Source organism: Burkholderia sp. PU8-34 (assembly GCF_053427725.1).
Window position 1 is genome coordinate 16,328 of the sequence record NZ_JBSAXC010000022.1, and the last position, 26,489, is coordinate 42,816.

At 67.1% G+C, this 26,489-nt stretch carries 23 protein-coding genes and 1 pseudogene; 10 read left to right on the plus strand and 14 right to left on the minus strand.

Annotated features, from left to right (window positions below; translation table 11 throughout):
• Positions 1–49: 49 nt before the first annotated feature.
• The 7 genes from ACV22Z_RS31920 to ACV22Z_RS31950 all read right to left on the minus strand — a co-directional run bounded on the left by ACV22Z_RS31920 (position 50) and on the right by ACV22Z_RS31950 (position 7,719).
• Positions 50–427 carry a RidA family protein gene (locus tag ACV22Z_RS31920; RefSeq protein ID WP_448080230.1) on the minus strand — a complete coding sequence of 126 codons (378 nt, stop codon included), beginning with the start codon at positions 425–427 and terminating at the stop codon, positions 50–52.
• 134 nt (positions 428–561) lie between these two features.
• On the minus strand, positions 562–1,641 hold the full coding sequence (locus ACV22Z_RS31925) for a DUF3466 family protein (RefSeq protein WP_448080231.1): 1,080 nt from the start codon (positions 1,639–1,641) through the stop codon (positions 562–564).
• Between the two features lie 531 nt (positions 1,642–2,172).
• Complete coding sequence (locus ACV22Z_RS31930; RefSeq protein WP_448080232.1) at positions 2,173–3,633, minus strand: amidohydrolase family protein; 1,461 nt, start codon at positions 3,631–3,633, stop codon at positions 2,173–2,175.
• A 47-nt stretch (positions 3,634–3,680) separates the two neighbouring features.
• A complete protein-coding gene (locus ACV22Z_RS31935; RefSeq protein WP_448080233.1) occupies positions 3,681–4,883 on the minus strand; it encodes an amidohydrolase family protein in 1,203 nt (400 codons plus the stop codon).
• Positions 4,880–6,355 (minus strand): sodium:solute symporter family protein, encoded by a 1,476-nt coding sequence (locus tag ACV22Z_RS31940; RefSeq protein WP_448080234.1) that lies wholly within the window; start codon positions 6,353–6,355, stop codon positions 4,880–4,882. Before ACV22Z_RS31940 ends, ACV22Z_RS31935 begins: the two co-directional genes overlap by 4 nt.
• Positions 6,352–6,564 carry a DUF3311 domain-containing protein gene (locus tag ACV22Z_RS31945; protein ID WP_448080235.1) on the minus strand — a complete coding sequence of 71 codons (213 nt, stop codon included), beginning with the start codon at positions 6,562–6,564 and terminating at the stop codon, positions 6,352–6,354. The genes ACV22Z_RS31940 and ACV22Z_RS31945 overlap by 4 nt, the downstream gene beginning before the upstream one ends.
• Before the next feature lie 27 nt (positions 6,565–6,591).
• The gene (locus tag ACV22Z_RS31950; protein WP_448080236.1) at positions 6,592–7,719 is read right to left on the minus strand and encodes a porin; all 1,128 of its coding nucleotides are present in this window, start codon (positions 7,717–7,719) and stop codon (positions 6,592–6,594) included.
• 254 nt (positions 7,720–7,973) lie between these two features.
• Here ACV22Z_RS31950 and ACV22Z_RS31955 point away from each other — a divergent pair.
• From ACV22Z_RS31955 to ACV22Z_RS31970, 4 genes and pseudogenes are all read left to right on the plus strand, one after another.
• Positions 7,974–8,525 (plus strand): annotated as a pseudogene (locus tag ACV22Z_RS31955) (extracellular solute-binding protein); the annotation flags it as partial.
• A gap of 177 nt (positions 8,526–8,702) precedes the next feature.
• On the plus strand, positions 8,703–10,040 hold the full coding sequence (locus ACV22Z_RS31960; protein ID WP_448080237.1) for an MFS transporter: 1,338 nt from the start codon (positions 8,703–8,705) through the stop codon (positions 10,038–10,040).
• 298 nt (positions 10,041–10,338) lie between these two features.
• Entirely contained in the window at positions 10,339–11,748 is a 1,410-nt protein-coding gene (locus tag ACV22Z_RS31965) for a spinster family MFS transporter (RefSeq protein WP_448080238.1), read from the plus strand.
• 176 nt (positions 11,749–11,924) lie between these two features.
• A complete protein-coding gene (locus tag ACV22Z_RS31970; RefSeq protein WP_448080300.1) occupies positions 11,925–12,893 on the plus strand; it encodes a PDR/VanB family oxidoreductase in 969 nt (322 codons plus the stop codon).
• 42 nt (positions 12,894–12,935) lie between these two features.
• Here the strand turns inward: ACV22Z_RS31970 and ACV22Z_RS31975 are convergent, their stop codons facing one another.
• The 6 genes from ACV22Z_RS31975 to ACV22Z_RS32000 all read right to left on the minus strand — a co-directional run bounded on the left by ACV22Z_RS31975 (position 12,936) and on the right by ACV22Z_RS32000 (position 18,902).
• On the minus strand, positions 12,936–13,856 hold the full coding sequence (locus ACV22Z_RS31975; protein WP_448080239.1) for a LysR family transcriptional regulator: 921 nt from the start codon (positions 13,854–13,856) through the stop codon (positions 12,936–12,938).
• Positions 13,857–13,959: 103 nt separating this feature from the next.
• Positions 13,960–14,880, minus strand: coding sequence for a LysR family transcriptional regulator (locus ACV22Z_RS31980; protein WP_448080240.1), 921 nt, complete (start codon positions 14,878–14,880; stop codon positions 13,960–13,962).
• Between the two features lie 110 nt (positions 14,881–14,990).
• Entirely contained in the window at positions 14,991–15,695 is a 705-nt protein-coding gene (locus ACV22Z_RS31985) for an ethyl tert-butyl ether degradation protein EthD (RefSeq protein ID WP_448080241.1), read from the minus strand.
• Between the two features lie 3 nt (positions 15,696–15,698).
• Positions 15,699–16,253 (minus strand): flavin reductase, encoded by a 555-nt coding sequence (locus tag ACV22Z_RS31990; protein ID WP_448080242.1) that lies wholly within the window; start codon positions 16,251–16,253, stop codon positions 15,699–15,701.
• A gap of 41 nt (positions 16,254–16,294) precedes the next feature.
• Positions 16,295–17,506: an acyl-CoA dehydrogenase family protein gene (locus ACV22Z_RS31995; protein WP_448080243.1), complete on the minus strand. Its 1,212-nt coding sequence runs from the start codon at positions 17,504–17,506 to the stop codon at positions 16,295–16,297.
• A 55-nt stretch (positions 17,507–17,561) separates the two neighbouring features.
• Entirely contained in the window at positions 17,562–18,902 is a 1,341-nt protein-coding gene (locus ACV22Z_RS32000) for an MFS transporter (RefSeq protein WP_448080244.1), read from the minus strand.
• Between the two features lie 485 nt (positions 18,903–19,387).
• Here ACV22Z_RS32000 and ACV22Z_RS32005 point away from each other — a divergent pair, with 485 nt between their 5' ends.
• From ACV22Z_RS32005 to ACV22Z_RS32020, 4 genes are all read left to right on the plus strand, one after another.
• Positions 19,388–20,590, plus strand: coding sequence for a porin (locus ACV22Z_RS32005; protein WP_448080245.1), 1,203 nt, complete (start codon positions 19,388–19,390; stop codon positions 20,588–20,590).
• 244 nt (positions 20,591–20,834) lie between these two features.
• Positions 20,835–22,118 carry an aromatic ring-hydroxylating oxygenase subunit alpha gene (locus ACV22Z_RS32010; protein WP_448080246.1) on the plus strand — a complete coding sequence of 428 codons (1,284 nt, stop codon included), beginning with the start codon at positions 20,835–20,837 and terminating at the stop codon, positions 22,116–22,118.
• A complete protein-coding gene (locus tag ACV22Z_RS32015) occupies positions 22,115–22,618 on the plus strand; it encodes an aromatic-ring-hydroxylating dioxygenase subunit beta (protein ID WP_448080247.1) in 504 nt (167 codons plus the stop codon). The genes ACV22Z_RS32010 and ACV22Z_RS32015 overlap by 4 nt, the downstream gene beginning before the upstream one ends.
• 79 nt (positions 22,619–22,697) lie before the next feature.
• A complete protein-coding gene (locus ACV22Z_RS32020) occupies positions 22,698–23,084 on the plus strand; it encodes a tautomerase family protein (protein WP_448080248.1) in 387 nt (128 codons plus the stop codon).
• A gap of 62 nt (positions 23,085–23,146) precedes the next feature.
• Here ACV22Z_RS32020 and ACV22Z_RS32025 read toward each other — a convergent pair whose 3' ends face one another.
• On the minus strand, positions 23,147–24,703 hold the full coding sequence (locus ACV22Z_RS32025) for a PAS domain-containing sensor histidine kinase (protein WP_448080249.1): 1,557 nt from the start codon (positions 24,701–24,703) through the stop codon (positions 23,147–23,149).
• A 171-nt stretch (positions 24,704–24,874) separates the two neighbouring features.
• Between ACV22Z_RS32025 and ACV22Z_RS32030 the strand changes: the two genes are divergently transcribed.
• Complete coding sequence (locus tag ACV22Z_RS32030; RefSeq protein ID WP_448080250.1) at positions 24,875–26,065, plus strand: acyl-CoA dehydrogenase family protein; 1,191 nt, start codon at positions 24,875–24,877, stop codon at positions 26,063–26,065.
• A gap of 42 nt (positions 26,066–26,107) precedes the next feature.
• Entirely contained in the window at positions 26,108–26,485 is a 378-nt protein-coding gene (locus ACV22Z_RS32035) for a hypothetical protein (RefSeq protein WP_448080251.1), read from the plus strand.
• Positions 26,486–26,489: the final 4 nt, after the last annotated feature.

The following is a 26,489-nucleotide window of genomic DNA, read 5'->3' on the forward strand; positions in this document are numbered from 1 at the left end:
CGAAGTAAAGGCGGACTGTCAAGACTGCAGATGATCCGCAAGGTGTCGCTCAGGGCCGATAAGCGATGGCCTCGATTTCTATTCTGGTGCCGACCATGTTCGTCGCCTGTAATGTCGAACGCGACGGCTTGTTCCCGGGGAAAAACTCCGCGTAGACGCGATTGAATTCATCGAAGTCGCGGGCGTCTTCAAGCCAGACGGTGATTTTCACGACGTCCTCGAGCGTACACCCCGCAAGCGCGAGTATGTGAGCGACGTTCTTCAATGTCCGGCGCGTCTGCGCGTCGATCCCGCCAGCGACGATGGTACCGTCCTCGTCTCTGGCGACCTGACCGGATACGAACACCAGATCGCCGGCTTTGGTCGCCAGCGAGCGCGGCAGGTTTCGGGTAGCCGGATTGCTCTCTGCAAAGTACTCGATCGCCATTTAGGTCACTCCCAACCGGCACGCCCCGTCGACTGGCGACGCTCACGGAGCGCATTGCGCGCTCGAAACGAAACAACCGCCCCCAAACGCGCGAACCATGCGGGGATCGCACGTGCGACAAACGCGTGATCCGTCTATCGGCTCCACAGGACAGCGTGCGTCTGCCCGCTCGCGGTCGATGCTTCGCCCACCACGTCACCGCGCTCGTTGATCCCGAAAGCCGAACTGCTGTTGCCGCCCGGAAGCACACCGAGATCGGTCATGACGCCGTTTTCGTATAGAAACCCGTGCAATTCTCCGTGGCCGTTGTCCGCCGTGCCGACCACCTGCCCCCGGTTGTTGATTCCTGACGCCGTGCTGTAGCTGCCGCCGGGCAGCGTGTCAAGGCTGGTCATGATCCCGTTCTGATACAGGAACGCGTGAACATGGTCGGCAGCGTCGCGCGACTCGCCGACGATCTGGCCGCTATCGTTGATCGCGTTGCCATAGCTGTACTTGTCGCCGGCAAGCGTACCGAGATCCTTCATCACGCCGTTTTCGTAAAGAAACGCGTGCGGCGGCTCGTGGAAATGAATCCTCAGCCCGGCGGTGCCGACTGCTTGCCCACGATTGTTGATCGCCGCACCATAACTGTCGAGGTAAAACGGATTGTCCGGAAGCGATCCGAGGTCGTTGATGCGCCCGTTCTCATAGAGGAAAGCGTGTCCTTCGCCTCTGATCCCGACATACAGCGTTCCGACCACTTGCCCGCGGCCATGCTGATTCACGCCGTAGGCCTCGCTGCCGACGTAGGTTGACGTGCCGAGATCCGTCATGACACCGCCGTCATACAAGAAGGCGTGCGTGGCCTGGCCATGCCGGAGCAATGGCCCGGCGGGCGCACCTCCCACGACCTGTCCGCGGTCATTGATTCCATGCGCGAAACTGCTGTCGCCAGTTTGAAGGGCGCCAAGGTCGGTCATGACGCCTTGCCGATAAAGAAAGGCGCGTTCAGTGTTCGTGTTGACCACGGTGCGCGATGTACCGACCACATCTCCGCGATTGTTGATCGCGGCAGCCGAGCTGTAGTCACCACCCGGAAGCGTACCCAGATCATGTATCGCAAGCGTTTGGGCCGAGGCGAGCTGGCAGGCCTGGAAAGACATCAGGGCGACGATCATGACGGCGCGGGAAATGCGATGTCCCCCACCGAATCGCTTGCATGCGGATTCCATCGTTCACTCCTTTGAACAGAAACGCGACACGGGCGTCGTAGCCCTGGAAGCCGAATTCGGGGGAACGGGCGAAGGCAATGGCCAAGCTATTGAAGCCAGTCCCGGTTGGATGCTTGGCCCACACGTGAGGCAGATTCGAGCACGCACGAATCGCACCATGGCCGTTCAGTCACGGATTCCGAAAGCCCGCCCTCGGGCGCGCGCGAAAAGCGTTTCAGCGGTGAAACGCGTCGACTGGGACGCACCGGCTCAGTGTGTGATGTACGGCCGCCGACTGGAGCCGAATTGGATTCGGTCGACAATCTGAATGTGCGGGCGTCGGATTCGTCTGCTGTTACCCAAACGGCCGCTTCCAACGCGAAGCGATCACTCAAATGTCTGATTGATGGCAGAGGTGAATACCCATTCCTGGCGCAGCTCCGGCACTTTGCAGCGCGCTGCCCGGAAATCGGCGAAGAACCGCAAAAAGGCCGGCCCGAACCGGACCGGCCTTGCCGACGTGCCGCCGGGCAACAACGCTCGGGCAGTCATTCAGTAGTGGCTGCGCCCCCACAGCGTCGCCGGCTCGTCGAGCAGATGACGCAGCCCGCTGCGTGCATACGTGGCTTCCGCGACTTCCGTCACATGTTCGAGAATCGCGTGCTCGTCGACCGACAGCACGCGCCGGTCCTCCATCAGGATCCGGCCGCCGACCATCGTCATGCACACGTCCCCGGCGTTCGCGAAGCAGGTCACACGATAGACGGGCATGTTCATCGGCATCATGTGCGGCCGGAACAGGTCGACCAGGATGATGTCCGCGAGCTTGCCCGCCTCGAGCGAGCCGACTTCGTGGTCGATCGACAGCGCCTTTGCCGCGTCGATCGTCACCATCTCCAGCACCTTGCCGTGCGGCAGTACGTCCGGATCGCGGAAGTGCCGGCGATGGTAGTGCATGCACTGCCACATGTGGCGGAACATGTCGTAGCCGCGATCGGGCGCCGCGCCGTCCGACGCGATCGCCACCGTGACGCCCGCGTCGATCAGTTCGGGCACCGGGCAGCGTCCGATGATCGACATGATCGCGCTCGGGTTATGGACGATCGCGGTGCCCGTTTCCACGCATGCCGCGATGTCGTCGTCGGTCAGGTCGATGCTGTGCGACATGAACGACATGCTGCCGAGCAGCCCGAGTTCGCGATGCGCGAACGCAAGCGTGCCGGCGCGATGGCCGTCCTGCGTGAACGTGAGGCCGCGCGCGCGCGCAAGCGCGCCGTAGCGCGCGGCCTGCTCGCGGAAGTCGCGCTCGTATTGCGCGAGTTCCGGATCGTGCTCGGGGCCGTAGACGGGCAGCGTGAGCGCGATCCGGATCCGGCCGTCGGCGTCGCCGTGGCAGGTGTCGATGATGTGCTCGCACACGTCGTACATCGTGTCGAAATCGATGTCGCGCGTCTCGCTGCCGTCCGGCGTATAACGCGTATACGCGCGCGGCGCCGGCGGCCGCGACGGGCCGACCGCGACGATCGAGCGCGTGCCGGTGCGCACGACCGCGTCGCAATGTCGCCGCGCGTAGACGGGATCGTCGACGCGCATGATCGAGTTGCCGCCGCCGAGCAGCGACACGCCGGTCGTCACGCCGGCCTTCAGGCGCTCGAGCGCCGCGAGATGCGACTCGGCCTCCCAGAATGCCTCGTCCGACGCGCGCGTGTAGATGGTCTCGGCCGCGGCCGACCACGCATCGCCGTCCGCGCCGCCGATCGTGCGCAGCATCGCGTGGCCAGCGTGTGCATGCGCGTCGATGAGGCCCGGCAGCACGGCCTTGCGGTGCGCATCGATCGTGCGCGCCGCACGATAGCGCGCCTGCAGCGCATCGGTGTCGCCGACGGCGACGATGCGCTCGCCCTTGATGGCGACCGCGCCGTTCTCGATCACGCGCCGCTGCGGATCGAGCGTGATCACGCAGCCGTGCGCGATCAGCACGTCGATCGCTTCGCGATTGTCCTCGGTATGCATTGCGTCGTGTCCTTTTCTGGTTCGATGTGTTCCGGCGCCGCGAGCGCTCATGCGCCGATGAATGCGCCGTCGCGCGCGACGATGCGCCCGTTCGCGACGACCAGCCGGCGCACGGGCCGCGCGACGATCGCATGCGCGACCGTCTCGGCGTCGACGAGCACGAGATCGGCGCGCGCGCCGATGTGCAGCCCGTAGTCGGCGAAGCCGCAGCCGCGCGCGCCCGCATCCGTCACGCAATCGAGCGCGATCGCGAGATCGTCGTCGCGGCGCAGGTCGAAGCGCATGCCGATCAGCATCGCGCGCTCGAGCATGTCGGGCACGCCGTACGGCGACCACGTGTCGCGAATGCCGTCGTTGCCGCCGAAGACTGTAATGCCGCGCTCACGGCACGTCTTCAGCGGCGGCACGGGACGCGACGGCGGCGCCGACGTCAGCAGCGCGACGTTCAGGCTCGCGAGCCGGTCGAGCAGCGCGTCGCGATCGCGCTCGGGCAACGCGCCGAGACAGAACGCGTGGCTGACGACGACCTGCCCCTGCATCCCGAGCGCCGCGACGCGGTCGAGCAGCAGGTTCAGCGTGAACGCGCCGATCTCGCCCGGTTCGTGCAGATGGATGTCGATCGGCTTGCAGTGGCGTCCGGCGAGCGCGAACGTCGCATCCAGCGACGCGACCGGATCGCGGTCGATCAGCGCGGGATCGAGTGCGCCGAGCACGTCCGCGCCCGCATCGAGCGCGCGCGACAGCAGCTCGACCGTGCCCGGGCGGATCAGCATCCCCGACTGCGGAAACGCGACGATCTGCATGTCGAGCGTATCGGCGAGCGCCTGCCGTGTGCCGAGCACGCCGTCGAGATAGCGCAGGCCGCCGTCCGTATCGACGTCGACGTGGGTGCGCAGCCGCGTCGTGCCGGCCGCGACGAACGCGCGCGCGAGCGCGAGCGACTGCGCGCCCGGGTCATGCCCCGACGTCTTGCGCCATTCACGCTCGTTGTCGATGCGATCGGTGAGCGCGGGACCCACCTCGTTGCGGTACCACGGGCGGCCCCAGTTGCTCTTGTCGATGTGCGTGTGCCCTTCGACGAAACCGGGCAGCAGCAGCGCGCCGCGGCCGTCCTCGACCGCGGCGCCCGGCGCCGGCGTCAGGCCGGGCCCGAGGGCCGCGATCCGGCCGCCGTCGATCGACACGGCTGCCGCACGGCCGTCCGGCAGCCGGACGTTGGAAATCAGGAGAGAAGAAGAATGTGTCGTCATGCGGATTCGACCGTCGTGGCGAAGCGGGCCCGCAGCCTGCGCTGCACGGCGCTGATCGCGGTGAACACCAGCGCGTTCACGGCGAGCGCGACGAGCCCGGGGTTGATGGAAGTCAGCGTGCCGGGTGCGCCCGGGAACAGCGACGCGAGCGTCACGCCGTAGTAGTTGGTGAGCGCGATCACGATACCGCCCGCGACGATCCCGGCAAACGCCGCCTCGCGCGTGCCGAACGGCCGCTTCAGGAAGCTCGACGCGAGCATCGGCACGAGTTGCGTGAGCAGGCTCGACGAGAAGATCGCGAGCGTGACGAAGGTCGCGCCGCCGCGCAGCACGAAATAGACGACGAGCGTGAAGATCGGCAGTGCGATCCGCGCGACGCGCGCGACGTCGCGGTCGGTCGCGTTCGGCGCGAAGCCTTCGCGGTAGATGTTGCGCGCGATCGTCGTCGACGCGTTCAGCATGATCAGCGAGCCCGGCACGAGCGCGGTCAGGAGACCCGTGCCGCCGACGATGCCGACGAACCACGCGGGGAACGTCTGCTTGACGAGCCGCAGCAGCGCGAGATCGGTCTGCGCGCCCTCGAGCCCGTGCACGGTCAGCACCGCCGCGAAGCCGACGAGGAACAGGAACGCGATCAGCACCTGGTACAGCGGCATCAGGATCACGTTGCGGCGCAGCGCCCGCTCGTCCTTCGCGACATAGATCGCGGTGAAGCCGTGCGGATACAGGTAGTAGCCGAGCGACGTCAGCAGGATCGTCGAGTTGTACCAACTCAGGTTGAAGCCGTGCTCGGGCATCCGCAGCAGCTCCGGATGCGCGGCGTCGATCTTCGCGAACATCTCGCCGAGGCCGCCGAAGTAGTGGATCGGCAGGTAGAGGCCGAGGAAGATCGCGATGCCGAGGATCAGCACGTCCTTGAAGATCGCGATGCTCGCCGAGCCGTGGATGCCCGACACGACCATGTAGAGCGCCATCAGCGTCGCGGCGATCCAGATCGCGGCGGATTGCGGGATCAGCCCGTACGACATCTCCGACACGATCACGCCGAGCCCGCGCAACTGGATCATCAGCAGCGACACCATCGCGAACACCGCGACGACGGACACGAGCACGCCGATCGCGCGGCTGTCGTACTTCGACGCGAAGTAGTCGGCGAACGACACGAGCCCGCGCTCCGTCGCGTAGCGCCAGATCGCGGGCAGCATCCAGTAGCCGATCACGAACGCGAGACAGCCGTACGACAGGATGTAGAACGCCGGCACGCCCTTGCTGTAGGTCCAGCCGCTCGCGCCGAGGAACGAGAACGTCGAGAACGCCTCGCCGGCCATCAGCAGGAACGTGAGCAGCGAGCCGAAACCGCGCCCGCCGACCGCCCATTGCTCGAGGCTCAGCTTGCGGCCGCGCCGCGCCCTCAGCCCGATCGCGAGCGCGAACACCGCGAACGCGGCGATGATGAAGATCGATGCGTTCATCGCGCGTCTCCCGTGCGGCCGTCGCGGGCCGCGTCGCGCTCGTCGAGGTGGAACAGGATCGCGAGAATCGCGGCCGTCGCCGCCATCCAGATCAGGTTCCAGACGAGCAGGAACGGCAGCCCGAACAACAGCGGCTGCATTTCGGCGAGCGAGCCGCCCGCATACATCCCGGCAAACGGCAGCGCCGCCAGCAACAGTTTGAGTTTCATGTGAGCCTCCCGGAAGACGCGGTCGAATCAGAACTTGTGACGGATGCCGGCGACGACCGCCACCTGCGACGTGGTCGACGACGGGTTGCCGGTGCCGTCGATCCACGCCTGGCCGACGGCCGACGACGCTTTCTGGTAGAAGCCGTTCACGTACACGTCGGTGCGCTTCGACAGCAGGTACTGCACGCCTGCCGACACCTGGTGGTAATGCCCGCTCTCGTCGCCACGCGCGACCCGCGTGTATGTGTAGCCGGCCGCGGCCATCAGCGCGGGCGTCACCCAGTAGCGCAGGCTGCCTTCGTAGTTGCTGAAGCGCAGCGTGCCGCCCGTCGCCATCCCGAAGTTCGAACCCGTGTACAGCAGGCCGAGCGTCGCCGGCCCGATCGCGTAGCTGGCGGCCGCGCCCCAGATCTCCTGGCGGATCGCGCTCGCGAGGCTCGCGCCGAACACCGACGCCGACGCGGGGAAATAGTTGTCGGACGCGACGGCGCCCGTCGCGCTGCTCGCAGGATGGTTCATCCGCGCATACGCGGCGCCCGCGTTGAGCGGCCCGTTCGCGTACGTGAGGCCCGCGCTCCAGGTGTTGTCGTTCGCGAAGCCGGTCGAGTTCGAGAAGCCGTACATCAGGTTCGCCTGCACGCCCGCGATTTTCGGCGACACGTACTTGACCGCGTTGTTGGTACGGAACGTGTTGTTGATGTCGTCGTTGTCGAACGGGTGCGTCGAGTACTGCGCGAGGAAGCTGCTCATCTGCAGCGAACCGAGGATGTCCTGCGTCGAGTTGTACTGGCGGCCGAGCGTCACCGCGCCCCAGTTCGTGCCGCTCAGGCCCACCCACGCCGATCGCCCGAACATCCGGCCGCCCTGCCCGAGCGCGCCGTTCGCGACGTTGAAGCCGTTCTCGAGCCGGAAGTTCGCCTTCAGGCCGCCGCCGAGATCTTCGGAGCCGAGCAGGCCCCAGCGCGGGCCCGATTCGTTGCCGCCCGTGAATTGCCACGCCGAGTGGCCCTTCATGTTGTTCGTGTAGGTCACGCCCGCGTCGACGATCCCGTAGAGCGTCACGGTCGACTGCGCGTGCGCGGCGCCCGCGAACAGCATGCCGATGCCCACGCACAGGCATGCGGCGCCCGTCTTTCCACCCTTCTTTCGCAACATCTGTGTCATCTCGTCTCCAAACCCGCTCATTGATGTTCTGATGGATCTGTCCATGCGCGCCGACGGCGTTGTATAGACATTCGCTGGATAGTAGCCAGCCACAATCACATTCAGAAATGAAATGTTCAACTGGACATCAGTTGAAAATCGAATGGAAGCCAATCGGGAGGACGGAGGTTCGACCCCGCAAGGGAAACGAAAGCGTGCGGGCTGGCTGCGCCGCACGGGAGGGGATGGACATGAAGGGCTTGCGTAAGCAAGCTGACGGATCAACGTTCGGGCTGCACGGCTTCCTCGCGATCAACCGCCTGCTCGGCGGCAACGAGCAGAACGTCGAGCCGGCCTTCAGCAAGTGGGCGAGCACGGTCGGCCCGAACGTCGTCGAATACATTCCGAACTCGGCGAAGATCTCCGAGATGGTGCAGACCGGCGAGGCCGCGCTGTTCCCGCTGACGCCGACCGCGGTAGGCGACCTGCAGGACAAGGGCATTCCGGTCGCGTACGCGAACCCGAAGGAAGGGCCGGTGCTGCTGCTCGTCGACCTGTGCGTCGTCGCCAACAATCCCGATCCGCAACTCGCGCAGAAGCTCGCGCAGTTCCTGTTGTCCGCACCCGCGCAGACGAAGGCCGCCGAAGCCGGCAAGCAGATTCCGACCAACCGCCTCGCGAAGATGCCGGCGCCGATGGCGCAGAGCCTCGGCAACGTCGACGACCTCGTGCGCAAGGTGACGGTTGTCGACTGGACCGCGATCAACGCGCGGCGTGCACAGTGGGATACGCGGTGGAACAGGCAGATCGAGCGGTAAGGGGGTGAATCGGCGGGCCGCATGATCGTGCGGCCCGCCGGCAGCCGCGACCATCATCTGTGAGAATGATGGCACTGGCCTTTTTCAGCGGATTTGACCGGGGTTTGCGGGCCCGACAACACTTGTCGCCAGCGATGCCGGATCGAGACGGCACGCATTCCCCCAGCCGAGTCCGCCATGACCCCGTCCGACACCGTGCAATACCCGAGCACCGCGCAGCCGCTGGCCGACCGGCAGCTCCGCAAGATCGTCATCGCCTCCGTCGCCGGCAATGCGATGGAATGGTATGACTTTTTCGTCTACGGCACGGCCGCCGCGCTCGTGTTCGGGCATGTGTTCTTCCCGCCCGGCGCGTCGCCGCTCGCCGGCAGCCTCGCCGCGTTCGCGGCGTTCGCGCTCGGCTTCGTCGCACGCCCGCTCGGCGGGATCGTGTTCGGCCACGTCGGCGACCGCTACGGCCGCAAGGCGTCGCTCGTCTGGACATTGCTGATCATGGGTGCGTCGACGTTCGCGATCGGCCTGTTGCCGACCTACGCGCAGGCCGGCGTCTGGGCGCCGGCCGCGCTCGTCGCACTGCGGCTGCTGCAGGGCATCGCATCCGGCGGCGAATGGGGCGGCGGCGTGCTGATGATCAGTGAAAACGCGCCACCCGAACGGCGCGGCTACTACGCGGCGTGGAGCCAGCTCGGCGTCGGCGGCGGCTTCGTGCTGTCTTCCGCGGCCTTCCTCGCCGTGCAGGCGCTGCCCGCCGACGCGTTCCACGCGTGGGGCTGGCGGCTGCCGTTCCTGGCGAGCGTGGCGATCTTCGCGATCGGCATCTACATTCGCCGCAACCTGCCGGAAAGCCGGGATTTCGAGCAGGCGGGCCAGCGCGGCGAGCCGGCACACCTGCCGATCGTCGAGTGCATCCGGCGGCATCCGAAGGAGATCCTGCTCGCGATGGGGCTGCGCGTTGCCGAGAACGGCGGCGCCTACATCTTCCTCGCGTTCTCGCTCGTCTACGGCAAGTACGTCGGCATTTCCAACAGCGTGATGCTGACCGGGGTGATGATCGCGATGGTCGTGGAGATGGCCGCGATGCTCGCGTGGGGCCGGCTGTCGGACCGGATCGGCCGCAAGCCGGTCTACCTGATCGGCGCGCTCAGCCTGATCGCCTGCGCGTTCCCGTTCTTCTGGCTGCTCGACACGCGCGTGACCGCGCTCGTCTGGCTCGCGCTCGTGATCGGCACCGCGGTCAGCCACGGCGCGATGATCGGCACGCTTCCCGCACTCGTCGGCGAGCTGTTCAGCACCGAAGTGCGCTACTCGGGCGTCGCGCTCGGTCACGAGGTCGCATCGATCTTTGCCGGCGGCATGTCGCCGCTGATCGCGACCGCGCTGCTCGCGCGCTATCACGCGTCGTGGCCGGTGTCGCTGTTCCTCGTCGCGCTTGGCGCGATCACCGTCGTCACGCTGTGCGTGATGCGCGAAACGCGGGCGGCAGGCAGGGCCGATTCGTTCGGCGACGCCACGTAACGACTGGGCGACTGCCGGCACGTGCCGACGAAATAATTCAATAATCCTGAACATCAACCGACCCGTGCTGTCGTCACCGGGGCAATCTTCCCGGTGATTCGACAACATTTCCGCTAGGTATTTCCTTTATCCACGTCGGCACATACCCATATCGCAGCGCCGTTGCCCCGACTATGTCGCGGGAAATTGGTTGACTACGCTCTTTGCTCGATCGCGCACACCGGATTGCCGCGCCATTCGAGCCGTCGTGACGGCAGCGCCGATCGTCCCATCCAATGCCTGTTCCCGGAGAATCGCCATGTCCGCACCCACTGCCGCCCATCCCGCCGGAAAGCGCTACGCCTACGAGTGGTATGTTGTCCTGATCTGCATGCTCGCGTACGTCTTTTCATTCGTCGACCGGCAGGTGCTCGTGCTGATGATCGAACCGATCAAGCGCGACCTGCATCTCAGCGATACGCAGTTCAGCCTGTTGAACGGTTTCGCGTTCTCGCTGTTCTATGCGCTGATGGGCATGCCGATCGCCTACCTCGCCGATCGCTACGCCCGGCCCCGTATCATCTCGCTCGGCATTGCGCTCTGGAGTGTCGCCACTGCGGCGTGCGGGCTCAGCCAGCATTTCCTGCACATGTTCGCCGCGCGCATGGGTGTCGGCGTCGGCGAAGCCGCGCTGTCGCCCGCCGCGTACTCGATGCTCGCCGACTCCTTTCCGAAAGAGAAGCTCGGCCGCGCGGTCGCCGTCTATTCGCTCGGTTCGTTCATCGGCGGCGGCGTCGCGTTCCTGGTCGGCGGCTACGTGATCGCGCTGCTCAAGCATGCGAGCGTGTTTACGCTGCCGCTCGTCGGCCAGGTGCATGCGTGGCAGGTCACCTTCCTGATCGTCGGCCTGCCGGGCGTGCTGATCGCGTTGCTGTTCGCCGCAACGATCCGCGATCCGCAGCGCAAGGGGCTCGCGCACGATCGCACGGGCGGCATCCGGCGCGTATCGATTGCCGACGCGCTGCGCTTCGTCGCGAAGCACCGCAACACGTTCGCGTGCCACTACCTCGGCTTCTCGTTCTACGCGATGACGCTGTACTGCCTGTTGAGCTGGACGCCTGCGTTCTATATCCGCCACTTCGGCATGACGGCCGTCGAAGCAGGCTACACGCTCGGCACCGTGCTGCTCGTCGCGAACACGGCGGGCGTTTTCTGCGGCGGCTGGCTGAACGACTGGCTGCTGCGCCGCGGCCATGCCGACGCGCCGCTGCGCGCCGGCACGATCGGTGCGGCGTGCCTCGTGATTCCCGCCGCGCTGTTCACGCAGGTCGAGCATCTGCCGACGTCGCTCGCGCTGCTCGTCGCCGCGATGTTCTTCGCATCGTTCCCGCTGCCGACCTCCGCTGCCGCCATGCAGGCGCTCGCGCCCAATCAGATGCGCGCGCAGGTCTCGGCGCTGTTCCTGCTGGTGTCGAACCTGATCGGGCTCGGGCTCGGCACGACCACGGTCGCGCTGTTCACCGACCGCGTGTTCGGCGCCCCCGCGGCGGTCGGCCATTCGATGGCGATCGTCAATCTGGCGGCGGCGGTGCTCGCCACGCTGCTGCTCGGCGCCGGATGCCGGCAGTACCGCAAGAGCCTCGATCGCGAGCAGCACGGCAGCGCGCCGGTCGAGGCCGCGCAACAAAGCGAACCGGCCGTCGAAGCCTCCGGATCGGCGGCAAGCTGACGCAATACGTATCCGGCCCGTCGGCCGGATACGCGAGCAATTATCGATGTGACTGATTCAACGATCGATTTTTAATCGATTTGATTTATGAAACCGCGCTCCCTATCCTCAACTGCAGGCTGCCCCAACGCGCATCGGCGCCGGCAGCCCCTTCGGAACTCATGACTGGATTTCTCATGGAAGCGAACCGCCACAAGGTGCGGGTCGATGCGCTGATCGATGAAGCGCAGGACATCCGCTGTTTCCGGGTCTCGCGCGTCGACGGCCAGCCGTTCGATGCGTATGAACCCGGCGCCCACATCGACGTCACCGCGCCGTCCGGCATCACGCGGCAATACTCGCTGTGCGGTCACCCCGACGAACGCGCGAGCTATCTGTTCGCGGTCAAGAAGGAAGCCGCATCGCGCGGCGGCTCGCGTTCGCTGCACGACGACGTGCAGGTCGGCGCGGAGCTGTGGATCGGCGCGCCGCGCAACCTGTTCAGGCTCGCGAGCGACGCACGCGAGCACGTGCTGATCGCGGCGGGAATCGGCATCACGCCGCTGCTGTCGATGGCGTATCGGCTCGAGCAAAGCGGCGCGCGCTACCAGTTGCACTACTTCGCGCGCAGCGGCGAGCACGCGGCGTTCCGTGCGCAGTTGTCGGCCGCGCCGTTCGCGTCGCGCATCACGTTCCATTACGGGGTCGAGCCGGATGCGCTTGCGGGCGAGCTCGAACGTTGCGTCGCGGCGCTCGGCGACGGCGCGCACGTCTATACGTGCGGCCCGTCGGCATTCATGGATCGCGTGGTCGAGGCCTCCACCATGCGCCTGCCTGACGATGCGATCCACCTCGAACGTTTCTCGGCCGAACCGCAACCGCAAGACAACGCGACGGCCGGCACGTTCGAAGTGCGCCTGCAGCGCAGCGGGCAATCGGTTCAGGTCGATCGCGACGTATCGATCGTCGATGCGCTCGCGGGCATCGGCATCGAGATCGACACGTCGTGCGGCGAAGGCGTGTGCGGCACCTGCATGATTCCGGTCGTCGAAGGCGAGCCCGACCATCGCGACCATTGCCTGAGCAAGGCCGAACGCGCGAGCAACGCGGTGATCTGCTGCTGCGTGTCGCGCGCCCGTTCGCAGGTGCTCGTGCTCGATCTGTGACGCGTGCCGCCGGCGTGACGCACCGCCACGCCGGCACGCCCGTCACATCTGCTCGAAGCGCTGCACGATGTCGGCCATCAGTTCCCGCATCCACGCGATGCCCTCGTCCTCGTGGAAATGCTCGTGCCAATGCATCGTCACCGGCGCGGACGGCAACGGCACCGGCAGTTCATAGATGCGGAACGCGTTGTCGCGGTTCAGGATCTGCGCGAGGCGCTTCGGCAGTGTCGCGTACAGGTCGGTGACGGTCAGGATGCCCGGCAGCGCGACAAAATGCGGGACTTCCAGCGCGATGTTGCGGCCGACGCCCTGCGCGCGCAGCGCGTCGTCGAGTGCGTGATGGCTGTGCTCGACCGATTTCACCTGCACGTGTGACGCGCACAGGAACTGCTCGAGACTCAGCGCGTCCGTCGTCGGCAGCCCGCGGCGGCGGCCCGTCATGCACACGTAGCTCTCCTCGAACAGCAGCCGGTGACGCGTGCGCGGCATCAGCTCCGGCAGGTTGCCGATCGCGAAATCGAGCCTGCTCGCGCGCAGCGCCTCCTCGATCTCCTCGACGGGCATCGGCCGCACGCTGAGCGTGACGCGCGGCGCGCGTTCGCGCAGCGCCTGGCAGATCGCCGGCAGGTACGCCATCTCGCCCGCATCCGACAGCGAGAGCCGGAACGTGCGCGTGCTGACCGCCGGATCGAAGCTTTCCGCATAGCGCAGCGCCTCGCGCACCATGTCGAGCGCCTTGCCGACGATGCCGGCGAGCTCGAGCGCGACGGGCGTCGGCTGCATGCCGGCGCGCGTGCGGATGAACAGCGGATCGTCGAACAGCGTGCGCAGCCGGCCGAGCGAATAGCTGACGGCCGGCTGCGACAGCGCGAGCCGCTCGCCGGCCTTGGTCAGGCTGCGCTCCTCGACGATCGCCTGGAACACGCGCAACAGGTTCAGATCGAGATGATCGACGGATGTCATGCCAGTCTCCAATATTTGCCGGATTGATTCTTGCACGGATTTTAAATCGGCCGGTCGGATATTGAAGATGGCTGTGCCCTATGTCGTGCGTCTGCGCCCACGGTCACGCGTCGGGCCGATGGAACATCTCGTAGATGAGCCCGCGCAGCCATGCGACGCCCGGATCCGTCGAAAACTGCACATGCGAATGGAGCTGGATTTCGATCGGCGGCAACGCGAACGGCAGCGGGAAGATCCGGAACGCGCGGCCGCGGTTGAAGCGCTCGGCGATGCTGCGCGGAAAGATGATCGCCAGGTCGGTGTGCTGCACGATCTCCGGCGCGACGATGAAGTGCGGCAGGCGCAGCACGACGGTACGCTCGAAGTGCAGCTCGTCGAGCCATTTCTCGACCATCCGGTGTCCGGTCGCGTTGCTGCTCGCATACACGTAGCGCAGCGCGGTCAGGTCGTCCCGCGTCGGCACGCGCTTGCGCAGCGGATGTCCCGCTCGCACCATGCACACATGCTCGTCGGAGAACAAGGTCTGGCTCACGCAGCCGGGGTCGAGCTCGGGCACGTAGCCGAGCGCGAGATCGATCTCGCCGCCGCGCATCGCCGCGCTGACTGCATCGACCGCCGCGCTCGCGATTTCGAGCCGGATTCCCGGCGCGATTTCCGCCAGCTTCGCGAGCAGCGGCGGCAGGAAATAGAACTCCGACATGTCGGACATCGAGATCCGGAACACGCGTTCCGCCGTGGCCGGATCGAAATGCGCGAGCTGCTGGACGGCGAGATTGATGATGCTGAACGCCTTGGTCAGCGGGCCGTGCAACTGGCGCGCGGCGTCGGTCGGGGCCATGCCGCCCGGTGTGCGAACGAACAGCGGATCGTCGAACAGCTTGCGCAGGCGCCGCAATGCATGGCTGACGGCCGGCTGTGTCAGCCCCAGCCGCTCGCCGGCAGCCGTCAGGCTGCGCAAGTCCGAAATCGCCAGGAACACCCGCAGCAGATTGAGGTCGGTGACAACCGGGTTCGATTTCGTCATGGTCTTCGCGAATCGCGGGCGGGCGCCCTGCACCGCCGCGCGTTGCGGCGGCATGGCGAAACGCCATCGCCGGCGGCCCCCGCCCGTTCGTTGTCAGTGCGCCGGCCGCACTATCGACTGGATGTTATCTCATAAACACGGCTTGCCATCGGGAAATGGGGCGTCGCCCCCGTGAACGGCGGCAACGCGTCGAAATCCTGCCGCATCAGCCGGCGCACCGGGGATGCCAGCGCGTTCGCGAGCGCATCGGGGTCGTCGAATACGACCTTGTTGCGCTGCATCGCGTCGACACGCGGAACCGGCAGCGCCGACCGGTAGTCGACGCGCGTGTAGATCTCGATCTCGCGAACGCCCGGCAGTTGCGCCATCAGCGGCGGGTGGTGATCGAGGTAATGCGCGAGCCACGCATTCATGTCGCGTGCGTCGCCGTCGTAGCTGACAAGGTACGTGCATCGCTCGTCCGCTTCACGCACGCCGCGTCCATGAACCGCCACCATCCGGCGCACGGCCATCGCCTGCTGCGCGACGCGATGTCCGTGCGCGCGGCAATGCGCGACGAACGCATGCGCCGGACCATCGGGCACGAGCATCGCTTCGAGCGCGGCGAGCTCGTCGACGTAGCACTGCAGCACGCATGACGGCGCGGGGGGACGCGGCGCGGGATCCGCCCGGTCCGCCTGCAGCGCGATCGGGCGATGCGTGACGAGCCGCTTCAACTGCGGCAGCCCGCGCAACATCACCCCAGCCTCGTTCGCATCAGGCGGAAGCGCTTCGCCGCCCGCGTGATCGGCGATCAGGAAAAGACACACCTCCATGCGTCACCTCGCGATCGCGCCCGTGCCCGTGCCACTCGCGCACGCCGCAAGCGGATGCGCGAGCCGGTGGAAGGCCCGGCCGAAATAGATCAGCCCGTCGCCTTCCGAATGCAGCGCGATATGGTCGATCCGGACGAACATCACCGTATGCGACCCGACCGCCTTGCTGTCGACGATGCGCCCTTCCAGGCTGACGTTCGCGTCCGCCAGCACCGGCACGCCGGTGTGCCCGGGCCGCCAGTGAGCGCCGTCGAAACGCGCGCCCGCCGGCGCCGACGTCATGCCGGCGAACGCTTGCGCAATGTCCTGGCACGTCGGCGGCAGCAGGTTGATCGCGACGTTGCCGTTGCCGCGCATCACGTCGTGCGCGCGGCTGTTGCGATTGATGCAGACCAGCATGGTCGGCGGCGTGTCGGTCACGGAACAGACCGCGCTCGCCGTGATGCCCCAGCGGCCGTGCGTGCCATCGGTCGTGATGACGTTGACCGCGGCGGGCAGGCGGGACATCGCCTCCCGGAAGTGACGAAGGGTATCGTCCTGATTGATCGTGTCGTTCATCGAAGACTCCAGTTGCGAGGGTTCGTGGCGCGATGTGCGCATCACGGGTACGGCGTGACCGGTGCGGTGCCGACGAAGACGGCGCCCGCATTGTCGTACGTCGCTTCGCCGAGAAACGCGTGCTGCGTGACCACGATCGAATCGCGCACGAGCTGCTGCAGGCGGCTTTCACGATAGATCGCGGCCGTGCCGGCCAGCTGATAGGCCTGCATCACGACCTCCGCGCACACCTGCGCCGCATGGGTCGCGCTCAATCGCAACAGGTTGGCTTGCGACGCCGACACCGGATTGCCCTTCAGCAGCGACGCCCATGCCGATTCGGCCGAGTCGTAGAAAAACGCGCGGGCGCTGCGCCAGTTCGCCTCGGCTTTCGCGAGGCCCGCGCGGTAGTACGCACGGTCGGCGAGCCGCGGGGCGCCGGTCGTCGTCTTCGTCACGCCCGACATGCCCGCAAGCAGATCGAGCGCCGCCCGCGCGAGGCCGACGTTCACGGCCGCATGCACCTGGGCCTGGTAGGACACGGCGGGATAGCGGTACAGCGGTTCGTCGACGGTCGGCTCGCCGCCACGCACGAACGTCCATTCGGCGGGGACGAACTTGTCGTGCAGCGCGAGGTCGTGACTGCCGGTGCCCTGCATGCCGACCACCTGCCAGTTGTCGACGATGTCGACTTCCGCGGCGGGAAAGACCGCCGTGAACGGCTTGCCGGGCGCGCCGCCGTTGGCCGGCGCGCCACCGATCCCCACGCCGATCCAGTCGGCGCCCTTGCACCCGCTCGCAAAACGCCAGCGCCCGGATACGCGGTAGCCGCCCGGCGCCGGGCTCGCCGGCTGCAGCGGATAGAGCCCGCCTGCGAACACCTGGTCCGGGCCGTCCGCATAGATCTTCCGCTGCGTGTCGAGCGGCAACGCGGCGAGGTAGGTGTTGGCCGAGCCGAACGCCGCCACCCACGCCGCGGAGCCGTCCGCGATCGCGATCCGTTCGAGCATCGCGAGGAACATGTGCGGCGGCAACGCGTCGCCGCCGAAGCGGCGCGGCGTGCCGGCGCGGAAGATGCCGGCGCGCTTCATCGTGGCGATCACGTCGCGCGGTACGTGCGACAGCCGGTCGAACTCGTCGCGGCGGCGTTCGACCTCGGCGATCACCGCGTCGAGCGGCAGCGGCGCTGCGTCCGCGACATGCGGCGCATTGCCGAAGGTTCGGCCCGGCACGTCGTCCGGCAGGGTTTCATGGATGACTTGAGCGAGCTGCATGATGATGTCCTGAAGTGAAGAGTCTCTGGATTGGGAGGCTAAACGAACGGTCAGGTCAGCGCGGCTTGACCGCATCCCGGTCGCGCTGCGCCTTCGGGTAGGTTTCCGGCGCGATGCACGTGACGGCGACCGTGATCGCACCGAGGATCACGAGATAGATCACGATCGGCGTCGCGCTGCGGAAGTGGGCGAGCAGCGCGGTCGCGATCATCGGCGACAGCCCGCCGCCGAGCACCGACGAGATCTCGCGGCCGATGCCGAGCCCCGAGAACCGCAGGTGCACGGGCAGCAGCTCGCTGATGAACGCCGGCTGCGCGCCTTCGAGGATGCCGATCGTCACGCTGTTGGCGAGGATCAGCGCGGCGAGGACCTGCGGGAACTGGTGGGAGTTCAGCATCGCGAAATACGGGTAAGCGACGAGCACGACCGCGATCGCGCCGATCAGGTACATCGGCTTGCGGCCGATCCGGTCGGTCAGCTGACCCGTGACGAGCGTCACCGGAATCATCAGCAGCATCGAGATCACGAGACCGCTCAGCAGCCACGTGGAATTGAGGCCGATGAACTTGCCGTAGGCGAGCGAGAACGCGAAGAACAGATACGACACGGCGCCTTCGCCGAATCGCAGGCCGAACACGGTCAGCACCTGGCGCGGGCACTCGCGCAACACGTCGACGATCGGCGTGGCGCTCGCACGATGCGCGGATTTCGCTTCGGCGAATGCCGCGCTTTCGCCGACGGAGCGACGCATCCACAGACCGAGCACGACGAGCACGATGCTGGCGACGAACGGCAGGCGCCAGCCCCAGCTTTCGATATCCGCCGGCGCAAGCTGCTGGATCAGCAGGAATGCCGCCGTGGACAGCACGAACCCGAAGGCGGCGCCGCACGGGCTCCACGCGGCCAGTGCGCCACGGCGCGACGCGGGCGCGTTCTCGTGGATCAGCAGGATGCTGCCGCTCCACTCCCCGCCTGCGGCGAGACCTTGCAGCACGCGCAGCAGCACGAGCGCGACCGGCGCGGCGATCCCGATCTCCCGGTAGGTCGGCAATAGTCCCATCCCGACGGTCGCGATGCCCATCGTCAACATCGTCAGCATCATCACCGTCTTGCGGCCGTAGCGGTCGCCGATGTGGCCGCAGATCAGCCCGCCGATCGGCCGCGCGATGAAGCCGACCGTGAATCCGCCGAACGCGGCGATCGTTCCGGTCAGCGGATCGCTGCCGACCGGAAAGAACAGCTTGCCGAAGATCAGTGCGGCGGCCGTTCCGTACAGGAAGAAGTCATACCATTCGAGGACCTGGCCGAGCACGGCCGTCGTGACCGCACGCCGGACCGCGCTCGAATGGGGCGAGGCGGAGAGCGTGACCGCTGAGGTGGGCGCTGGTGAGTTCATGGGGATCTGTGGATCAAAGTCAGTAATCCTGCTCATATGGAATCCGGCTGGCAGGTCCGCGATCGAGTCAGTTCTCTACGCCGGACCCACGATAAGAGCGGCGCGATGCACGGTCAAATTCCCGCCAAAAATGCCGTCCATGAATCGCGTGCATGGTCTCTGCCCTGCCGCATGCATCGCATCAGACCGGCGTCTGCGCCGCTGACCGACGCGACGCGGCGGCCGATCAGTCCGGTCGATCGTGCCACCCCTATTTGATTGATTTGCCCCCGTAAATTCGACGTCATAGATTGCTGGGCGCGACACGGTGTCCGCTGCGTTCGAGCGCATCCGCCGGTCCGGCAATCGACCGTGCGCGTTGCGAGGCCGACGCGTCCCTGTGGCCGCGTGCGGGCAGGCATGACCGTCGTGTCGGCTGCTGCCCGCATGCCCGCGAACTCCCCTCCCCGTTTTCCAACCGACCGATTGACAAGGAGTACAAACCTATGAAGATGCATCCGTTGACGGCAGGCATGCTCGCCGTGTTCGCTGGAGCTGTTCATGCGCAGAGCGCCGTAACGCTGTACGGCATCGTCGACGATGGCGTCGGCTGGACGTCGAACGCCGGCGGACACAGCCTGTACGGCCTGTCGAGCAGCGTCATGCAGGCGGGCCGCTGGGGATTGCGCGGCAGCGAGGATCTCGGCGGCGGGCTGCGCGCGGTCTTCACGCTGGAGAACGGCTTCGATCCGAATACCGGCTCGCTCGGCCAGAAGAATCGCGGCAGTACGCAGGGCCTGATGTTCGGGCGCCAGGCATACGTGGGGCTGTCGGGCGGATGGGGAACGGTGCTGGCCGGCCGCCAGTACGACTCCGTCGTCGATTTCGTCGGACCATTCGAAGCCGGCACGCAATGGGGCGGGTATGTCACCGCGCATCCGGGCGATCTCGACAACCTGAACAACGCGTATCGCGTCAACAACGCGATCAAGTTTTCCAGCCCGACCTTCTACGGATTCCGGCTCGGCGGCGTGTACAGCCTCGGCGGCGTCGCCGGCGAGGCGACGCGCAACCAGGTCTGGTCGATCGGCGTCGGCTATGCGAACGGCCCGCTGACCGCCGGCGCCGCATACCTGAACGTGCGCAATCCGAACGTCGGGTTCTTCGGCGACAACGGCGCGAGCACGGCGGCCACCGCAAGCGGCAACTTCATCTCGTCGCCGGTGTACAGCGGCTATGCGTCCGCGCGAACCTATCAGGTCGCCGCCGTGGGCGCCGCGTATGCGATCGGCGCAGCCACATTCGGCGCAACCTACTCGAACACGCAGTTCAGGAACCTCGGCGATACCGCGGAATCCGGACCGAATCCGCTCGGCTACCGCGGGCATGCGACGTTCGACAACGTCGAAGTGAACTTCAAGTACCAGCTCACGTCCGCGCTCGTGCTCGGCACCGCGTTCGATTTCACGTCCGGAGGCGGCGCGGCGACCGCGACGCGGTCCGCCCAGAGCGCTCGCTATTACCAGGGCGCCATTGGCGCCGACTACTTCCTGTCGAAGCGGACGGACGTGTACGTGATCGGCGTCTACCAGAAAGCGTCGGGCACCGACTCGACCGGTAACGCGGCGGTCGCGGCAATCAACAACCTGACGCCGTCCACCAGCGATCGCCAGAGCACGGTGCGCATCGGCATGCGGCACAAGTTCTGAGCACCGGCCCGGCAGCGCCGCCAATGCGGCTGCATGGCCGGCCTCGCCCGTCTCGCCGCGGCGCCGGCCCGGCACGACGGGCGCGAGTCGGCGCCGTCTTATTATTTATCGGGTTTATTTGATAATCACATTTAGATCAATTTGACGGATATATGCACGAGCGCGAGACTGGCCACGCTGCCAGTACGCATGCCTAGCAACCGAGACCTCGCGACCGCTTCGCGATTCATTCCCCACGACGACGATGAGCGACATTCCTTACCAGACGATCGATACCAGCGCGCTGCGCGGCCTCGCCCAGGCCGATCGCATTGCGCCCGCGATGTATCACGACCCCGCGCTGTTCGAAGCCGAGCTCGAACGGATCTTCTACCGCACCTGGATCTGGGTCGCGCACGAAAGCGAGCTGCCGAATCCGGGCGATTTCGTGACGACGACGATTGGCCGCCAGCCGGTGATCGTCGTGCGCGACAAGACCGGCGCGATCAACGTGCTGCAGAACCGCTGCCGCCATCGCGGCGCGACCGTCTGCGAGGAACACAAGGGCAACGCGAAAGGCTTTACGTGCCCGTACCACAGCTGGTCGTACGCGCTCGACGGCGCGCTTCGCGCGCTGCCGTATGGCGACGGCTATGAAGGCGTGTGCGAGAAAGGCGACCTGCCGCTCGTAAAGCTGCGCGTCGGCGTCTACCAGGGCCTGATCTTCGCAAGCTTCAACGACGACATCGAGCCGCTCGAGGATTTTCTCGGCGGCGCGAAGCCGTGGATCGATCTGTTCATGAAGCAGGGCGCCGGCTACCCGATCAAGGCGAACGGCGAGCACAAGTTCAAGTTCAAGGGCAACTGGAAGATCCAGCTCGAGAACACCACCGACCTGTATCACTTCCCGGTCGTGCACAAGTCGTGGATGAAGTCGATCGACGACGAAACCGCCGCCGCGGTCACGAGCTTCATGACGAGCGACGACGCGTTCTGCCGCTCGCTCGGCAACGGCCACAGCCTCGCGGTGCTCGTGCCGGACCTGGTCGACCTCGACCAGGACGACGGCGCGCCGCTGCCTGAGCGCTTCGATGCACTGGCCGCGACGCTCGCCGAGCGTCACACGCCCGAGGAAGTACGCCGGATCGTGCGCTCGCTGATGGGCGTCGGCTTCAACCTGAACCTGTTCCCGAACCTCGCGCTGTCGATGGCGTTCTTCCGCGTGCTGCGGCCGATTTCCGCGCACGAGACCGAGATCCGCCACGTCGCGCTCGCGATGGACGGCGGCCCGGACGAAGCGAACCGCGTGCGGCTGCGTATCCACGAGCACTTCCAGGGCCCGTTCGGCTTCGGCAGCCCGGACGATGCCGAGGCGTGGGAGCGCGTGCAGCGCGGCGCGCATGCGGGGCCGGACGTGCCGATCCTCGTCAACCGCGGTCTGAACCGCGAAACGACCGCCGCGAACGGCGAAAAGACCGCGCACGCAACCGACGAGACGGGCATGCGCGAGGCATACCAACAATGGCGCAAGATGATGGAGCAGGCATGATGGATGACCGAAACGCACTCTTCTCGCAGCAGACCTTTGCCCACGCGGTCGAATTCGTGTGGCGCGAAGCGGAACTGCTCGACCGCCGCGACTATCGCACGTGGCTCGACCTGTGGGATCCGGCAGGCCACTACGTCGTGCCGATCGATCCGGCCGCGACCGATTTCGCGGCAACGCTCAACTACGTGTACGACGATCACGACATGCGCGAGAAGCGCGTGCAGCGGATGACGTCCGGCTATTCGGCGTCCGCGTCCGATGCGGCGCGCACCGTGCGCACCGTGTCGCGCTTCACGCTCGAGAGCGGCACGGCGGACAGCATCGAGCTGAAATCCGCGCAGGTCGTGGTCGCCTACAAGCGCGGCGCAGCGACGCTGTTCGCCGCCGACGTCACGCACCGGCTGCACGTCGACGCCGAAGGCGAGATGCGGATCGCCGAGAAAGTCGTGCGCCTGATCGATTCGACCGAAGCGCTGAGCGCGATCGGCTTCCTGCTCTGAGCCTCGGCGGGTTCGTCATCGCCAGCGCGCCGGCGAACCCGTTTCGAACCGCTCACGTATTGCCCGGACCGGACCTCCAATGCCCACACTCGAAGTCTTCCTGCCGGCGGGACACGCCGACACACGCAAAGCGGAGCTGATCGCGCGCCTGACCGGCGCGACCGTCGACGCGATCGGCGCGCCCGCGGAATCCGTGCGGATCCTGCTGAATGAGCTGCCCGCCACGCATATCGGCCTCGGCGGACGCAGCGCAGCCGACGGCGCGCCGCCGTCGCTGCCCGTGATCGTCGCGGTCCTGATTGCCGGACGCACCGACGAACAGAAGCGCGCGCTGATCGCCGCGCTGTCCGAGACCAGCGCGCAGGTGCTCGACGCGCCGTTGCAGGCGACGCGCGTAATGATCAAGGACATTCCGAACACCGACTTCGGCATCGGCGGCCAGACCGCGCGCGCACTCGGACGCTGACCATGCCGCGCTCGCCGGCCGCGTCTCGCACGCCCACGCGCCGCCGTGATGCGGCGGCACGCTTACACGCCGGCGAGCGGCAGCGCCACGCGGCAGTCGAGCCCGCCGCCCACTGCACGGCTCGCGCAAATCCGGCCGCCGTGCCGCGTCACGATGCTCTTGCACAGCGACAGCCCGATCCCGTTGCCGCCCGCCTTCGACGACGAGAAGCCGTCGAACAGCCGTTCGTGCGCGTCGTCGGCGACACCGGGGCCATTGTCGATTGCGCGCAATTCGGCCCGTCCGTCCGCGGCGAGTGCGGTGCCGAGCACCAGCGCGCACGGCGTACGTTCGAACCCGGCAAACGCCTCGATCGCGTTGAACGCAAGGTTCAGGATCACCTGGCCGATCAGCACACGCTCGCAGCGAATCGGCAGCGCATGGTCGGCCTGCGCGATCGTGACGGCCACGCCCGCCTCCTTCGCGCGCAACTCGATGAAGTACGCGACGTCCGCGAGAATCTCGCGCAGGTCCACCACCGCGACGACGGGCTCGCGCTTCACGATGTATTCGCGCACGCTCTTGATGATCAGCGCCGCGTGTTCCGCCTGCCGGTCCGCGCTGCGCAGCCCCCAGACCGCGTCGTCGGCCGCGCCGCCCGCATTCAGCCGCTGGATCGCCCCTTCGATGAAATTGCGCACGGCCGCGAGCGGCTGGCTCAGTTCGTGCGCGATCACGGTCGCCATCTCGCCCATCGCGTTGTAGCGGCCCGCGTATTCGAGCATCCGCGCCTCGGCGCGCCGCGTGTCCTCGATCGCGACCTCGTCGCTGATGTCGCGGAAGTGGATCAGCAGGCCGTCGAGATCGCCTTCGATCTCGACGTGCCGGCACGTGACGCGCAACCACCCGGCCGTGCCGTCGCGCCGCACGATCCGGTAGCGCTGCGGCTCCGACGGGCGCACGCTCGGCGCATCGCGCAGTTGCGCGATCAGGCGGTCGCGATCGGCCTCGCTGCAGTAGTCGAGCACGTCGCCGAGCGCTTCGTCAGGCGCGAGCCCGAGCACGCGGCGGCCCGATTCGCTGATGAACTGCACGCCGCCGCGCGGCGTCAGCACCGCGACACCCTCGTCGAGATCCTGCATGAACTCGCGCAAGCGCGCTTCGTAGCGGCGCAGCGCCTGGCGCGTCGCCTCTTCCGCGCTGATGTCGCGGAACTGCACCATCACCACGTCGCGCTCGCGCAGCGGCACATAGGTCGCGATCGCTTCGGACAGCATGTCGACGCCCGTGCGCGACCGGTAGCACCATTCGTACACCTGCGGGCCGTCGGTGATCGCACGGTCCATCGCGCTCACGCCGATCTCGCGACGGTATTTCGGTTCCGGGCGCGTCATGTCCGGCGCCTTCAGCGGCAGCAGTTCCTCGACCGAAAAGCCGAGCGCGATGCATGCGGCGCGGTTCGCCCAGACGATCGCCTTGGTTTGCGCATCGTGCAGCAGCACGCACGACGTCAGCGCATCGAGCAGGCGGTGGAAATCGTCTTCGGCAGGAAAACTCATGATCGGACTCGGCGGCCGGCCGGCGGTGTCGCGCGGCGCGTTCTCGCTTTGCACCATAACACCGGGGCGCGGCAGCCGCATCTGAAGATTTCTTTAGCGCGACGGGGAACGGCACCAGTAACGCCGCCCATCGCACCAATTGATGCGTGTTTATGGTGTTTCTAGACTGGCTCGGACCATTTCATTCCGTGCGCCGCGACCGCGCGTCACCGTCGACCTGCGCACGACACCCATGCCGAACAGGAGCCTGCCATGCCGAACGCCGCATTTGCCCTTGATACCGCCCAGCCGTCGCCCGTGTGCGACGCTTCCGTCGAGCCGCTGCTGCCGCTCGACGAAGTGATCGCCACCGTGGCCGCACGGCGCGACGAATTCGACCGCCTGTCGCACGTGCCGCGCGATGTAATCGCACTGTTCAAGCGGGCCGGCATCTATCGCGCGGGCACGCCGCGCCGCTTCGGCGGCGACGCGCGCGCGCCGGCCGAATTCCTCGCGACGATCGAGCGGATTGCGGCCGCCGACGGCTCCGCCGCGTGGGTGGCGAGCTTCGGCTCCGCGAACGTCTATCTCGCCGCGCTGCCGCTCGACACGCAGGCCGAGCTCTATGCGAGCGGCCCCGACCAGGTGTTCGCGGGCGGCCTGTTCCCGGTGCAGCCGGCGCAGCCCGAAACGGGCGGCTGGCGCGTGAACGGCACGTGGAAATTCGCGAGCGGCTGCAAGGGCGCGGACTGGCTCGGCGTCGGCATCAGCGTGCCGGGTGCGCTGGACGAGGCGCCGGGCAAGCCGCGCACCGCCGTGTTCCGTCCCGAGCAGGTCGAGATCGTCGAGAACTGGAACGTGGTCGGCATGCAGGGCACCGGCAGCCACGACCTGCGCGTCGCCGACCGGTTCGTGCCGCACGAATGGACTTTCGTGCGCGGCGGCGAACCGACCGTCGACGAGCCGCTGTACCGCTACCCGACCATCGCCTACGCGTCGCAGGTCCTCGCCGTCGTCAACCTCGGCCTCGCGCGCGCGGCGCTCGACGTCGCGAACCAGATGTCCGGCGGGCGCAAGACGACGACCGGCGCGCCGCGTCTCGCCGATCGCGCGTACTTCCGCATCGAGCTCGCGAAGGCCGAAGCGCAGCTGCGTTCCGCACGCGCGTTCTTCTACGAGACGACCGACGGCGTGTGGCGCTCGATCCTCGCCGGCGACACGGTGACGGCCGAGCAGGTCAGCCTGCTGCGCCTCGCCGCGACGCACATCGCGCGCGAAGGCGCGAGCGTCGTCGAGCGCGCGTACCGCCTCGGCGGCACGCCGGCGATCTATCGCACGCATCCGCTGCAGCGCCTGTTGCGCGACGCGATGGTCGTCACGCAGCACGCGTTCCTCGCGGAAGGCAATTTCGACGCGGCGGGTGCGGTGTTCACCGGCGCCACGCCGTTCGCCGGATACCTGTAACCAGATCGCCATCACCCGGATTTCACAAAGGAGCCCCTCATCATGTCCGATACCCCTCCGCTGCCGCTGCGCGTGCTGTTCTGCTGTGGCGTCACGCAAAACTTCTTCGACCTGCCGCGCGAGAAGATCGGCGAAGTCTGGCAGGCGTATGGCGCGATGCTCGCCGCGGTCGAAGCCATGCCCGGCGTGCGCGTGCTCGGCGTGATGGACGACGACCGCCTCGTCGTCGGCCAGTCGGACGGCGCGCCATGGACCTTCTACATCATGGCCGACGTCGCCGACTTCGACACCGCGGTCGCCGTCTGCAACCTGTACCGCACGACGCCTGTCGGCGAATACAACCTTTGGCGCTACGGCAAGATCGAGGCGCGGGTCGGCCGCGCGCTGACCGTGCCGGCGGCCGCGCGCCCCGCACAGTGAGGCG